Below are 13,057 nucleotides of genomic sequence, written 5' to 3' on the forward strand. Positions count from 1 at the left end.
TCCGTGTCGATCTTGAGTCAATCATCCATCAGGCGGAAGCATAGGCCCACCACACGTCCCAGGAGGTTCCGCCGTGACGACCACTCCCCAGGCGGTCCGCAGGGCATCCCCGCGCACCCGTCGAGCGGCCACCCCGCCCGACCCGGCGCGTTCGTTGCTGCCGGACGCCGACCCGGTCCGCCTGCTCGCCGAGAACGGCACGCCGCTGCCGGTCCGCGCCGACTACCCCGAACCGCCCGCCGAGACGCTGCGCGAGATGTACCGCCGGATGGTGCTCGGCCGCCGCTTCGACACCCAGGCGACCGCCCTGACCAAGCAGGGCCGCCTCGCCGTCTACCCGTCCTCGCGTGGGCAGGAGGCGTGCCAGGTCGGCGCCGTCCTCGCGGTCCGTGACACCGACTGGGTCTTCCCCACCTACCGCGAGTCGGTGGCGCTGGTTGCCCGGGGCATCGACCCGGTCGAGGTGCTCACCCTGCTGCGCGGTGACTGGCACTGCGGCTACGACCCGGCCGAGGTACGCACCGCACCCCAGTGCACCCCCCTCGCGACCCAGTGCGTGCACGCCGCCGGGCTGGCCCACGGCGAGGCGTACCAGGGGCGCGACACCGTGGCGCTGGCCTTCATCGGTGACGGCGCCACCAGCGAGGGCGACTTCCACGAGGGGATCAACTTCGCCGCCGTGTTCAAGGCGCCGGTGGTCTACTTCGTGCAGAACAACCGGTACGCGATCAGCGTCCCGCTGTCGCGCCAGACCGCCGCGCCGTCGCTGGCCTACAAGGGCGTCGGCTACGGCGTACCCAGCGAGCAGGTCGACGGCAACGACCCGGTCGCGGTGCTCGCCGTGCTCACCCGCGCGGTCGCCCACGCCCGGGCCGGCAAGGGCCCGTTCCTGGTCGAGGCGCACACCTACCGGATGGAACCGCACACCAACGCCGACGACGCCAGTCGCTACCGCGACGGCGCCGAGGTCGACGCCTGGCGGGACCGGGACCCGATCACCCGGCTGGAGACCTACCTGCGCGCCCGCGGTGTGCTCGACGACGCGTCGGTCGCCGAGATCGCCGAGCAGGCCGAGACGTACGCGGCGGACCTGCGGACCCGGATGAACGAGCAGCCCACGGTCGACCCGTTGAGCCTCTTCGACCACGTCTACGCCGAACCCACCCCGCAGTTGATCGAACAGCGTGAGCAGGTCCGCGCCGAACTGGCCGCCGCCCGCGCCGAGGAAGGTGACGCCTGATGGCCACCACCATGGCGAAGGCGCTCAACACCGCGCTCGCCGACGCGCTCGCCGCCGACGACCGGGTCGTCGTCTTCGGTGAGGACGTCGGCGCGCTCGGCGGCGTCTTCCGGATCACCGACGGCCTCCAGGCCCGCTTCGGCGAGAACCGCTGCTTCGACACCCCCCTCGCCGAGGCCGGCATCGTCGGTTTCGCCGTCGGCCTGGCCATGTCCGGCCTGCGCCCGGTGGTCGAGATGCAGTTCGACGCGTTCGCGTACCCGGCGTTCGAGCAGATCGCCTCGCACGTGGCGAAGCTGCGCAACCGCACCCGGGGCGCGCTGAGCGTGCCGATCGTCATCCGGGTTCCGTACGCGGGCGGGATCGGCGGGGTCGAGCACCACTGCGACTCGTCCGAGGCGTACTACGCGCACACCCCCGGGCTCAAGGTGGTCACCCCGGCGACCGTCGACGACGCGTACTCGCTGCTGCGCGAGGCGATCGACGATCCCGACCCGGTGGTCTTCATGGAGCCCAAGAAGCTCTACTTCGCCAGCGCCGACGCGGACCTGCCGGCCCGCACCGAGCCGTTCGGCCGGGCCGTCGTGCGCCGCCCCGGACGCGACGCCACCCTGGTGGCGTACGGGCCGGCGGTGCCGGTCGCGCTGGAGGCCGCCGAGGCAGCCCGGGAGGAAGGGTGGGACCTGGAGGTCGTCGACGTACGCACGATCGTGCCGTTCGACGACGCCACCATCGCCGCCTCGGTCCGCCGGACCGGCCGGTGCGTGGTGATCCAGGAAGCGCCCGGTTTCGCGGGCGTCGGCGCGGAGATCGCCGCCCGGGTGCAGGAGCGCTGCTTCCACGCGCTGCACGCCCCGGTGCTGCGGGTCGCCGGGCTGGACATCCCGTACCCGGCGCCGATGCTGGAGCACACCCACCTGCCCGGCGTGGACCGGGTGCTCGACGCGGTGGCCCGCCTGCAGTGGGACGACCAGCCGGACGCGCGTTGGGCGGCGGCATGACCACCGTCGACCGGACGCAGGTCTTCCTCCTGCCCGACCTGGGCGAAGGGCTGAGCGAAGCCGAGATCGTCGAGTGGCGGGTCGCGGTGGGTGACGTGGTCACGGTCGACCAGAGTGTGGTCGAGGTGGAGACCGCCAAGGCCGTCGTCGACGTGCCCTGCCCGTACGCCGGCCGGGTGGTCGCCCTGCACGGCGCGGCCGGCGAGGTACGCCCGGTCGGCCAGCCGTTGATCACCATCGCGCCGCTGGACGGGGGTGACGAGCCCGCCGGGCACGCCACCTACCGCGAGGAGGAGCGGGCCGGCTCCGGCAACGTGCTGATCGGGTACGGCACCGGCCACGGCAGCACCACCCGCCGTCGGCGTCGACCCCGGCTGGCGCTCGCCCCGGAACCGGTGGACGCCGCCCGGGCCGACACGGCCCCGGCCGGCCACACCGCCCCGGGCGTGGGCACCGTGGCCGCTGATCCGGCGCGGTCACCGGCCGCCCTGGTCATCTCGCCGATCGTCCGGCGGCTGGCCCGTGACCACGGCGTGGACCTCACCACGCTGAGCGGCACCGGTCCCGGTGGCGTGATCCGCCGCGCCGACGTCGAGGCCGCGCTGACCGTGCCGGCCGTCCGGCTCACCGCCGTGCCGGACCCGCAGGTCGCGTCGGCCCCCGCCGGGGACGGCGACGTCGTCGTCCCGCTCACCGGCGTGCGCAAGGTGATCGCCGACAAGCTCTCCCGCAGCCGGCGGGAGATCCCGGAGGTGACCATCTGGGTCGACGTGGACGCCACCGGGCTGCTGGAGACCCGTGCCGCGATCAACGCGGCGACACCCGACGCGCCGGTGAGCATCCTGGCCCTGCTGGCCCGGATCTGCCTCAGCGGGCTGCGCCGGTTCCCGCAGCTCAACGCCCGGGTCGACACCGAGGCGCAGCGCATCGTCCAGTCCGCGGGGGTGCACCTCGGCATCGCCGCGCAGACCGACCGGGGTCTGCTGGTGCCGGTGCTGCGCGACGCGCACCGGCTCACCACCGCCGAGCTGGCCGCCGAACTGGCGGCGACCACCGCCGCCGCGCGAGCCGGCAGCCTGCCCCCGGCCCGGCTGACCGGCGGCACCTTCACGCTGAACAACTACGGGGTGTTCGGCGTCGACGGCTCCACGCCGATCATCAACCACCCCGAGGCGGCGCTGCTCGGCATCGGTCGGATCGTGGACAAGCCGTGGGTGGTCGACGGGCAACTCGCCGTCCGCAAGGTGACGCAGCTCAGCCTCACCTTCGACCACCGGGTCTGCGACGGCGGGGTGGCCGGTGGCTTCCTGCGGCACGTCGCCGACTGCGTGGAGCGCCCCGCTCTGCTGATCGCCGCCGTCTGACGCGTACCCCCGGCCCCGGCGCTGCCCCGTGCGGCGCCGGGGCCCGCGCACGCCCGGGGTTCCCCCGCGGTGTGATCGGCCGGGGTTTCCCGGCGGCCAGACCGGGAAGTCGGCCCCGCCGGAGCGCACCGAAACGCGTCGAAGGGAGCCGGCCGGTGGCCGTCGCGAACGAGCAGCTACTGAACTCGATCCGGGTACGACAACCCGCGTCGGCCGGCGCGCCGCTGTACTGCGACGCGCTGGAGTACGGGCTGACCGGTGACGGCTCGACCAACGACCAACCGGCGCTGGCCGACCTCGTGGACCGCCTCGGCGCCGGGTACGCCTCGGACGGGCGAGCCCGGGTCATCTACTGCCCACCGGGCATCTACTCGATTCGGGACGCGGGCACGGTGTGGCGCAGCGGCGTGTCGCTGATCGGGGCCGGCCCGGCGGCCACCCGGTTCATGCTCAGCAACGAGGGCAACCGGGCCGACCCGACCCCGTTGGCCTTCTGGACCACCGTGCAGCACGGCGCCGACCGGGACCGGCACATCGCCGACTGCACCTTCTCCGACTTCCAGATCGACGGCTCCGGCGTCGCCATGGCCGAGTACAACTACCTGGCCAAGGGCCTCGGCCTCCAGTACGTGGTGCGGGGCGTCTTCCGCAACCTCTACATCCACCACACCGCCGCCACCGGGCTCGGCTGCGACTTCCTCCAGGACTCACTGATCGACGGCGTGGTGGTCGTCGGCTGCGGTCGACTGGACAACGGCGAGCAGATGGGCGGCGCGGGCATCGGCATCGGCATCGGCGGCTGGGGAGCGATCGAGCGGCTGACCATCGCCAACTGCACCGCCCTGGCCAATGGCACCAACGGCATCTTCCTGGAGTTGCAGAAGGACTACTGGACACCGCCGAGCGGCTACCGCATCATCGGCTGCCACAGTCAGGGCAACCGCTTCGGCATCTCCGACTGGGGCGCCGACGGCCTCATCGTCTCCGCCTGCACGATGACCGGCAACCTGGAGACCGGGTTCGACGTGTCGGCGCAGGGCACCTCGTCCGTGGCCGGTCGCGGCGGACTGCTCACCGACTGTGTCATCGACGGCAACCTGCGCGACGGGGTCCGCATCGGCAACAGCCCCGGCCCGTACACCATCCGGGGCAACCGGATCAGCGGCAACGGGCGGCACGGCTACCACGCGCACGACTTCGGCCGCGGCTACCGGGGCTCGATCCGGGACGTGGTGATCGAGAGCAACGAGTTGCGGGGCAACGGGCTGGACGCGATTCGGATCGACCACCAGATGACCGACGCGGTGCTGCTCAACAACCGGATCCGCAACAACGGGCGGCAGTACGGCGAGGGCACCACGGGTGCGGGCGACGCCGTCCGCTACAGCAAACGGTGCCTGGTGGACCGGTCGGCCAACTGGCCGCACGACGGGCACCGGGGCAAGCTCCTGCGGGTCGGGAAGACCGTTGCCATGGTGGCCGCCAACACCGGCGACGAACTGACCCTCGCCCAGGTCCGCCCCGACGCGTTCACCGCGTGGAGCGGGGACGTGCCAGCGCCGGGAAGCGCGTACGAACTGGCCGCCGCACCCCACCTGCGAGCCGGTATCACCATCAACGCGCCGTTCGACTCGGCCACGATTCGGGGCAACCGGATCTGGGACAACCACGACGACCACCCCCAGACCCAGACGCACGGGCTGTGGATCACCGGGCGTGGCAGCTGTGTGGACTGCCGGGTCGAGGACAACGACCTGGCCGGCAACGCCGAGGCAGGGATGCGCCTGGACACCCCGCCGGTGGGTGGACGGTGGCGCGACAACCACCTGGACAGCGACTGGACCTGACCGGCCGGGGCGGGCTCGACCCGCGACGACGTGCGGCGGCGACCGGAGTGATCCGGCCGCCGCCGCTGTCCTGGTTCGTTGTCTCAGCCGGCCAGACCGGCCACCGGGGTCGGGTCCAGCACCACCGTCGCCGAGCCCGACTGCGGCGGTACGCCCGGGTCGGTCGGGGCGTCGGTGTACTCCGCGACGAACACCGCGGTCAGGTTGTCCGCACCGCTGTGCCCACCGTCGAGGAAGGTGGGAATGGTCCCGGAGCAACCCGTCGAGGTGGAGAGCGGGTGCCCGTGCTCATCGTGCCCGAGCACGTAGGTGACCTTCACCCGGGAGCAGTCCACCGGCAGGTCGTCGGTGACCTTCACCTCGTACGCCACCGTCTGCCCGAACTCGAACGGCTGCCCGGCCACCGGGGCGACGAACTCGACGACCGGCGCGGTCGGCCCGACCACCAGCGGCAGGGACGCCGCGGCGGACCGTCCGGTGCGGTCGGTCACCTTCAACGTCGGCGTGTACGAGCCGTTCTCCGGGAACGTCCAGGTCGCGTTCGCAGCGGTGCTGTCCACCGAACCGTCCGCGTTGAAGTCCCACGCGTAGCTCAGCTTGTCACCGTCCGGGTCGGTCGTGCCGGCGCTGGAGAACGCGACGGTCAGCGGGGCCTGCCCCACGGTCGGGTCGGCGCTGATCTTCGGGATCGGCGTCCGGTTGCCCCGCACGAAGTCGATCCGGGACAGCTGCGCGTCCGGGTTCTCGGCGAAGTAGCCGTCGCCGTACTCCAGCACGTAGAGCGCGCCGTCCGGGCCGAACTCCATGTCCATCGGGTTGTCCACGACCAGGGACGGCACCACCGGGCGGATGTCCGTGACGTCGCCGTCGGAGTCGAGGCGGAACTCCTTGATGTAGTCGCGGGTCCACTCGTAGAACAGCGGCACCCCGTCGTAGTAGGCCGGCCAGCGGGTACGCGACGTGCTGGCCCCGTTGTAGTCGTACGCCGGGCCACCCATCGGGCCGATGCCGCCGGTGCCCAACTGCGGGAACTCACCCGACGCGGCCGAGGGGTACCAGACCTCCGGCTGCTCGACCGGCGGCAGCTGCCGCTTGCCGGTGTTGTGCGGCGACTCGTTGACCGGGCGCTTGCAGTTGAACTTCTTGCCGGACTCGCCGGTGGCGAAGTCGTAGTCGCGGTAGGCGATCGTCGGCGTCACGCAGTACGGCCAGCCGTAGTTCGCCGGCTTGTCGATGAGCATCCACCGACCGTGCCCGGCCGGCCCGCGCTCCGGGTTGGCGTTGGAGGCGTCCGGGGAGTAGTCGGCCAGGTACACGTTGTCGGTACGCCGGTCGACGGCGAACCGGAACGCGTTGCGCAACCCCATCGCGTAGATCTCCGGGCGGGTCTGCGCCGTGCCGGGCTTGAACAGGTTGCCGGCCGGAACCGTGTAACCACCACCGGCCTTCACCTTGATGCGCAGCAGCTTGCCGCGCAGGTCGTTGGTGTTGGCCGAGGTGCGCTGGGCGTCGAACGCGGGGTTACGGTCGGCCCGCTCGTCGATCGGGATGTAACCGTCGGAGGCGAACGGGTTGGTGTCGTCGCCGGTCGACAGGTACAGGTTGCCCTTGCTGTCGAAGTCGATCTGACCGCCGACGTGACAGCAGATGCCCCGGTCGGTGGGCACGTCGATGATCTGCTGCTCGCTGGCGAGATTCAGCCGCATCCCGTCCAGCTTGAACCGGGACAGTCGCAGCGCGCCCTTGAACCGTTGCCAGTCCGCCGGGGTGCCGACCTCCGGCGCGTCCCCCTCGTTGACGTCGGGGGTCGCCGGGTCGTCCACCGGCGTGTCCATCGGCGGCGAGTAGTAGAGGTACACCCACTTGTTCTTGGCGAAGTTCGGGTCGATGGCGACCCCCTGCAACCCTTCCTCGTCGTGCTCGTACACCGGGATGTCGGCGGCGAGGGTGTTCAGCCCGGTGCGCGGGTCGTGGATGCGGACCTCACCGGTGCGGGAGGTGTGCAGCACCCGCAAATCGGGCAGGACGGCGAGGCTCATCGGCTCGCCCGGGAAGTCGTTCAGTGTCACTTTCTGGAAGCTGCTGTCCGGCGGCGCGGCCGGCGCGGCGGCCGCTGCCGCCGGTGGTACGGCCAAGCCGGCGGTCACCAACAGCAGGGCGGACGCGAATGCGGTCCTGTTCATCAGGTGTGTCCCCCGAGGTGGTTTCAGTACCGAAGTGAAGCGAGATAGTCGAAACCGACGCGAGCGGTGTCCAGGGCGTCGGCGGGGGAGCGCGGCGCGGTGCCCGCGTCGTCGCGCTCCACGATGTACTCCTCGATGCCGGCCTCCCGCTCGTGGGCGAAGATGCGGCCGAAGTCGATGACGCCGCCGCCGAGGTCGGCGAAACCGCCCTCGACGTCGAGGTCCTTGACGTGCACCTGGCGGATCCGGCCACGGTTGGCCTTGATCACGTCGACCGGGTCGTGGGCGCCCCGCCAGGTCCAGTAGAGATCGAGCTCGAAGTGGACCAGCCGCGGATCGGTCTGCGCGGTGAGGATGTCGAACCCGGTCGACCCGTTGGTCAGCGGTACGAACTCGAGCTGGTGGTTGTGGTAGCCGAAGTCGAGCCCCGCGCGTTCGGCGAGTCGTCCGGCGCGGTTCAGGTCCCGGGCCAGGGCCCGGTAGACGGCCGGGTCCCGGATCGGCTGACCGCTCGCGTCCCGACCGAAGTACGGGTGGACGATCTTCTTGGAGCCCACCACGTTGGCGTCGTGCAGGGCCTGCTCCCAGGCGGCGTCGTCGAACGGCTGCGGGATGCCGACGTGCCCGGAGGTGGAGCGCAGCCCGGCCTCGTCGAGCGCGGCGCGGAACTGGGCGGCGGTGCGTCCGACGAAACCGGCGTGCTCGACTCGCCGGTAGCCGATCCGGCGTAGCGCGTCCAGGCTCCCGGGCAGGTCGGCGGCGAGCTGGTCGCGCAGCGTGTAGAGCTGGATGCTGATCCGGTCCACCGGCACCCGGCGGCGGCCCTGGGCGTGCCCGGTGGATGCCCCGGGCGTGGCGGCGGCCGGGGCGCCGAGGAGACCGACGGTGCCGACGGCGGCCGCGGAGACGGTCGCGGCCCGCAGCACTCCACGCCGGCTGACCGGCTCGGATGCAGGTGTCAGCTCCGGGCGGTTGAGTTGTTGATCCATGGTGGTGGTCCCTTCCTGACGGCTGGTGCGCCGTCGGCGGCGGTCGACCTGACTGCCGTCTGCCGGACGCGCCGAACCGGCCGGAGGCGGGCTCCGGCGGGACGGTGAGGGACGGCGCGGGTGCGGCCCGGACCCATCGGGAACCGAACGTGGCGACCCGGCAGAGGTGGCGGCAAGTTGATCGACGAATGGGCAACCCTCTATATGATCGTGACCCTACCCTTGCCCCCGGACGAAGGCAAAGCTTTGTCGCGTTCGGCAGAAGGTTCTCTTCAGCTGACAAAAGTCCACCCGCGAGGTGCGCCACCCGCCGCGGCCTTCTACGCCCCGCCGCCTCCGGGGCGATTCGTTCCGCCCGGCCGCGTGGGTGACCCGCCGGGCCCGGCCGCGTGGGGTGACCCGTCGGGCCCGGCCGCGTGGGTGACCTGCCGGGCTCGGCCGCGTGGGGTGACCCGTCGGGCCCGGCCGCGTGGGTGACCTGCCGGGCTCGGCCGCGTGGGGTGACCCGTCGGGCCCGGCCGCGTGGGTGACCTGCCGGGCTCGGCCGCGTGGGGTGACCCGTCGGACCTGGCCGCCTCGCCGGGCCGGACCAGCCTGGCCCCGGTGCGTGATCGACTCGGGTTCATGAAAGTCGCGGTATCCGGGCGACCGGGATGCCGCGCCTTCCGTGAACCCGAGTCGATCATGAGGCGGCACGGCGGCACGGCGGCACGGCGGCACGGCAGCACGGCAGCGCGGCAGCGGCGGCGCGGCGGCTCGACCGCGCGCCAGGCCCACCATTCGGACAGTCGACGTTGCGTCGCTCAAGCGGAGCAAAGCGCATGACACGGGTCGGTTGAACCCCTGTTCCGCCAATTGGAACATTGTCGGAAAATGCGCCGGTAAATGCGCTGACGATTATTTCGGAATACGGCGGATACTCCTGTTGGGCGGGTCAGAATGTGGCGAAGGGAAGCCGAAAACGGGGGGACTGAACATGACGTCTAGGCGGCGATTGACGCTGTTGGCGGTAACCATCGCAGCTGCACCACTCGCCCTGGGTGCGTGCACGGTCGACCGGGGGTCGGCGACCGACTCGGCCAAGAAGCACGCCGCCCCGCCGGAACTCGCCGTGACACCGGGGGACAAGGCCCGGGACGTTCCGGTCAGCGCTGAGGTGGGCACCGTGGTCAAGGGTGGGCGGGTCACCGCCGTACGCCTCACCGACGACAAGGGCAAGCAGGTCAAGGCCGAGCCGCGCGAGGACGGCTCCGGCTGGGTGCCGGCCGCGCCGCTGCAACCGCGGCGTACCTACACCGCCGAGGTGACCGCGACCGGTGACTCCGGTGCCACCACCACCCGCACCACCACGTTCACGACGATGGCCAAATCGACCAAACCACAAATCACCAGCACTCTCTATTTCGTCGGCAATCGGACGTACGGCACGGCGATGCCGGTAACGGTGGCGTTCGACCCGGGAATTCCAAAAGAGGCCAGAGCGGATGTTCAACGCCGGTTGTTCGTCAAGACCAATCCACCGCAGCCGGGCACCTGGTCGTGGTTGGAGGATGGAAGTCAGGTCTATTACCGAGCCCCCGACTTCTGGAAGCCCGGCACCACCATCAGTGTCCGGGCCGGCCTGGAGGGTCTGCCGATCGGCAAGGACAAGGTCGGTGACGCCGAGCGGACCGCGACCTCGAAGATCGGACGACAGGTCTCGCTGGAGATCGACAACGCTACCAAGCAGATGACCGTGCTGCGCGACGGCAAGCCGGTCCGCCAGATCCCGGTCAGCCTGGGTAAGCCCAGCACGCCGAGTTCCAGCGGCAAGATGGTGATCATGGAGAAGCACGAGCGGACCACCTTCGACACCCGGGGTGAGCCGAACGGTGGCTACGTGGTCGACGTCGACGACGCCCAGCGCTACACCTGGGGCGGCGAGTTCATCCACTCCGCCCCCTGGTCCGAGGGGGACCAGGGCAACACCAACGTCTCGCACGGCTGCGCGAACGTCTCCGCCACCGCTGCCGACTGGTTGATGGGGGTGACGCAGGTCGGTGACCTGGTCACCGTCAAGGGCACCGAGGTGGAGCTGCAACCGGGCAACGGCTGGACCGCCTGGAACGTGAGCTGGGACGAGTTCGCCCGGGGCAGCGCCCTGCCGGTGCCGCCCGGGCTCAAGCCCGCACCGGTCGCCCCCGCGCACCCGGGAGCGGTGGCCGGCGGATCACCGGCCCCGGCGCCCTCGGTCAGCGGCCGCTGAGCCACCACCTGCGCCACGACGGGGCCGGCCCGCCACGACGGCTGACCGGCCCCGTCGCCAGCTGACGGTCGCCGGCACCGTGCTCTGCGGGCCTCACCCCAGGGGTACGCGGGCCACCCCGGACCCGGTCAGGCTGCCCAGCCAGAGTTGGTCGTCGTGCTGGCGTACCCCGGTGACCATCGGATAGTGCCCGCTCGGGCCGTGCAGCGTCCGGCGGACCACGCCCGCGCCGTCGACCAGCGCGACGAGCCCGTAGCGGCGTGGCTGCGGCTGCATCGCGTCGGGCAGCAGAGCGGCGATCTGACGCAGCCGTGGATGGGGCAGCAGCCGCTCGGCGATCGGCACCCGGGGGCTGGGCAGCGCGACCCAGTACGTCCCGTCACCCACCGAGGCGAGATTGTCCGGGTACGCGGGCAGGTCGGCGAGGACCCGCACGCCCCCGCTCAGCTCGACGCGCAGCAGGCGGTGGGTGCTGGTCTCCACGAGCATCAGCGCCGACTCGTCCGGGGTCAGCGCGATCCCGTTGGGGAAGTACAGTCCGTCGGTCACCACCTCCGTGCGACCGCTGCCCGGATGGTGGGCCAGCACCCGACCGTTGGGGCGGTGCTCCAGCAGGTCGCGCTTCCACTGCGAGACCGGAAACCGGTCGGAGCTGTCGGTGAAGTAGATGGTGCCGTCGCGGCCCACGGTGGCGTTGTTGGCCAGGTGCACCGGGGGTGCCGTTCCGGTCAGCTCGCGTACCGCGCCGTCCGGCGTGACCCGCAGCAACCCCCGGTACGCGTCGCAGACCACCAGGGCCTCGCCGGACGGGTCCAGCTCGATGCCGAGCGGCCGGCCGCCGGTCTCGGCGAGCAGGCGTCCTCGGGTGCCGGCCACCGCGTCGACCGGCCACCACCAGAGCCGACCGTCCTCGTCGCCACTGATCACCCGTCCGGAGCCGTCGACGAGCACGTCCTCCGGGCCCACCGCGCCTGCCGGGAGGGGGAGCACCTCGGCCTGGTCGAGCCGGCAGTCGGTGGGGGCCCACGCTGCGACCAGCGCCGGAGGGGTCGTCGCCGGCTCGCGGACGGGTCGGATCAGCCGGGGCGGCCGGGGCTGGGGGATCAGCATCGACCTATTCTCCACCCGCTCTCGGCCGGTTCCGGGCCTCCTCGCCCGCGCGGCGTGCCGTCCGGGCCCCCGACTCCACCCCGAGAGGGAGCGGGGGAGTCTCGGGGTATGCCCCTGGACGTACCCGGAATCACTCGCCGGAGGGACGAAAGTGTCGGTGGTGGCGGCTAGATTTCTGGGCATGGAAGAGCACAGCGATCGGCTCGACGTGCAGGTCAGCGTGGGGGAGCAGAGCGTCCTCATGCGGGTGGCCGGCGAGGTCGACATCGCCACGGTGGCCGCGCTCCGGTCCGCGCTGTGGTCCGCGCCGGCGCGCCCGGTGCTCCAACTGGATGTGGCCGGGCTGCGGCTGCTCTCCGCCGCTGGCGTCCGCGCGTTGCTCGCCGCGCACCTGCGTGTGCGGGCCCGTGGGGGCGAGCTGGTCCTGGTCGACCCGAGCCCGGTAGTGGCGCGTGTGCTGCGCGTCAGCGGGCTGCACCGGGTGATGCCGATTCTGGAGCGGCCCTCGGCAATCGACGCCGCACGTCGGCCGGTGGCCGCGACCGATCTGCAGTTGGCCGCCTGAGCTCGGCCGAGGGGGCGCCCCGCCGGGTCGTGGCCGGGTGCGGGGCCGCCGGCGGTGGCCGACGACCCCGACCATCGGTCAGCGCACGCCGAGCAGGTCGACGACGAAGATCAGGGTCTCGCCCGGCTTGATGACGCCGGCGGCGCCCCGGTCGCCGTACCCCAGGTGCGGCGGGATGGTCAGCCGGCGGCGACCGCCGACCCGCATGCCGGCGACGCCCTGGTCCCACCCGGCGATGACCTGACCGCCGCCGAGCGGAAACTCGAACGCCTCGCCCCGGTTCCAGGACGAGTCGAACTCGCCGCCGGTGGAGTGCGACACGCCGACGTAGTGCACGCTGACCAGCTGGCCCGGCTCGGCCTGCGGGCCGTCGCCCACGGTGATGTCCTCGATCACGAGGTCGGCCGGCGGCGCACCCTCGATCGGACCAACCTCGGGCTTACCCGATCGGGCGCCTGCTGCCTGGTTCATGCGGGGATCTCCTGCCGTTCTGGGTGATGTGTCCGGTCACCG

At 72.0% G+C, this 13,057-nt stretch carries 10 protein-coding genes; 6 read left to right on the forward strand and 4 right to left on the reverse strand.

The genetic code is table 11. From position 1 onward, the window contains the following. Positions 1–40 precede the first annotated feature (40 nt). The 4 genes from pdhA (at position 41) to EV382_RS08110 (ending at position 5,452) form a co-directional block, all read left to right on the forward strand. On the forward strand, positions 41–1,240 hold the full coding sequence (pdhA, locus tag EV382_RS08095) for a pyruvate dehydrogenase (acetyl-transferring) E1 component subunit alpha (RefSeq protein ID WP_425271979.1): 1,200 nt from the start codon (positions 41–43) through the stop codon (positions 1,238–1,240). Next, the gene (locus EV382_RS08100) at positions 1,237–2,241 is read left to right on the forward strand and encodes an alpha-ketoacid dehydrogenase subunit beta (protein ID WP_208758578.1); all 1,005 of its coding nucleotides are present in this window, start codon (positions 1,237–1,239) and stop codon (positions 2,239–2,241) included. Before pdhA ends, EV382_RS08100 begins: the two co-directional genes overlap by 4 nt. Next, positions 2,226–3,605: a dihydrolipoamide acetyltransferase family protein gene (locus tag EV382_RS08105; protein WP_130408585.1), complete on the forward strand. Its 1,380-nt coding sequence runs from the start codon at positions 2,226–2,228 to the stop codon at positions 3,603–3,605. The genes EV382_RS08100 and EV382_RS08105 overlap by 16 nt, the downstream gene beginning before the upstream one ends. A gap of 155 nt (positions 3,606–3,760) precedes the next feature. Next, complete coding sequence (locus EV382_RS08110; protein WP_208758338.1) at positions 3,761–5,452, forward strand: right-handed parallel beta-helix repeat-containing protein; 1,692 nt, start codon at positions 3,761–3,763, stop codon at positions 5,450–5,452. Positions 5,453–5,535: 83 nt separating this feature from the next. Here the strand turns inward: EV382_RS08110 and EV382_RS08115 are convergent, their stop codons facing one another. Continuing rightward, on the reverse strand, positions 5,536–7,635 hold the full coding sequence (locus tag EV382_RS08115; RefSeq protein ID WP_130400964.1) for a PQQ-dependent sugar dehydrogenase: 2,100 nt from the start codon (positions 7,633–7,635) through the stop codon (positions 5,536–5,538). A 23-nt stretch (positions 7,636–7,658) separates the two neighbouring features. Further along, on the reverse strand, positions 7,659–8,624 hold the full coding sequence (locus EV382_RS08120) for a sugar phosphate isomerase/epimerase family protein (RefSeq protein ID WP_130400965.1): 966 nt from the start codon (positions 8,622–8,624) through the stop codon (positions 7,659–7,661). Positions 8,625–9,600: 976 nt separating this feature from the next. Here EV382_RS08120 and EV382_RS08125 point away from each other — a divergent pair. Continuing rightward, positions 9,601–10,869 carry a L,D-transpeptidase gene (locus EV382_RS08125; protein ID WP_130400966.1) on the forward strand — a complete coding sequence of 423 codons (1,269 nt, stop codon included), beginning with the start codon at positions 9,601–9,603 and terminating at the stop codon, positions 10,867–10,869. 93 nt (positions 10,870–10,962) lie between these two features. On the opposite strand, the gene EV382_RS08130 is transcribed toward EV382_RS08125, so the two are convergent. Next, positions 10,963–11,979 carry an SMP-30/gluconolactonase/LRE family protein gene (locus tag EV382_RS08130; protein WP_130400967.1) on the reverse strand — a complete coding sequence of 339 codons (1,017 nt, stop codon included), beginning with the start codon at positions 11,977–11,979 and terminating at the stop codon, positions 10,963–10,965. A 181-nt stretch (positions 11,980–12,160) separates the two neighbouring features. On the opposite strand from EV382_RS08130, the gene EV382_RS08135 reads away from it, so the two are divergent. Next, positions 12,161–12,544 (forward strand): STAS domain-containing protein, encoded by a 384-nt coding sequence (locus EV382_RS08135; protein WP_130400968.1) that lies wholly within the window; start codon positions 12,161–12,163, stop codon positions 12,542–12,544. A 78-nt stretch (positions 12,545–12,622) separates the two neighbouring features. On the opposite strand, the gene EV382_RS08140 is transcribed toward EV382_RS08135, so the two are convergent. Further along, positions 12,623–13,015 (reverse strand): FKBP-type peptidyl-prolyl cis-trans isomerase, encoded by a 393-nt coding sequence (locus EV382_RS08140; protein ID WP_130400969.1) that lies wholly within the window; start codon positions 13,013–13,015, stop codon positions 12,623–12,625. Between the last annotated feature and the right edge of the window lie 42 nt (positions 13,016–13,057).

It is taken from the genome of Micromonospora violae (genome assembly GCF_004217135.1).
Lineage (GTDB): Bacteria > Actinomycetota > Actinomycetes > Mycobacteriales > Micromonosporaceae > Micromonospora > Micromonospora violae.

Coding starts and splice junctions, on each gene's coding strand:
- EV382_RS08115 (WP_130400964.1), bottom strand. CDS start 7,635: ATGAACAGGACCGCATTCGCGTCCGCCCTGCTGTTGGTGACCGCCGGC.
- EV382_RS08120 (WP_130400965.1), bottom strand. CDS start 8,624: ATGGATCAACAACTCAACCGCCCGGAGCTGACACCTGCATCCGAGCCG.
- EV382_RS08125 (WP_130400966.1), top strand. CDS start 9,601: ATGACGTCTAGGCGGCGATTGACGCTGTTGGCGGTAACCATCGCAGCT.
- EV382_RS08130 (WP_130400967.1), bottom strand. CDS start 11,979: ATGCTGATCCCCCAGCCCCGGCCGCCCCGGCTGATCCGACCCGTCCGC.
- EV382_RS08135 (WP_130400968.1), top strand. CDS start 12,161: ATGGAAGAGCACAGCGATCGGCTCGACGTGCAGGTCAGCGTGGGGGAG.
- EV382_RS08140 (WP_130400969.1), bottom strand. CDS start 13,015: ATGAACCAGGCAGCAGGCGCCCGATCGGGTAAGCCCGAGGTTGGTCCG.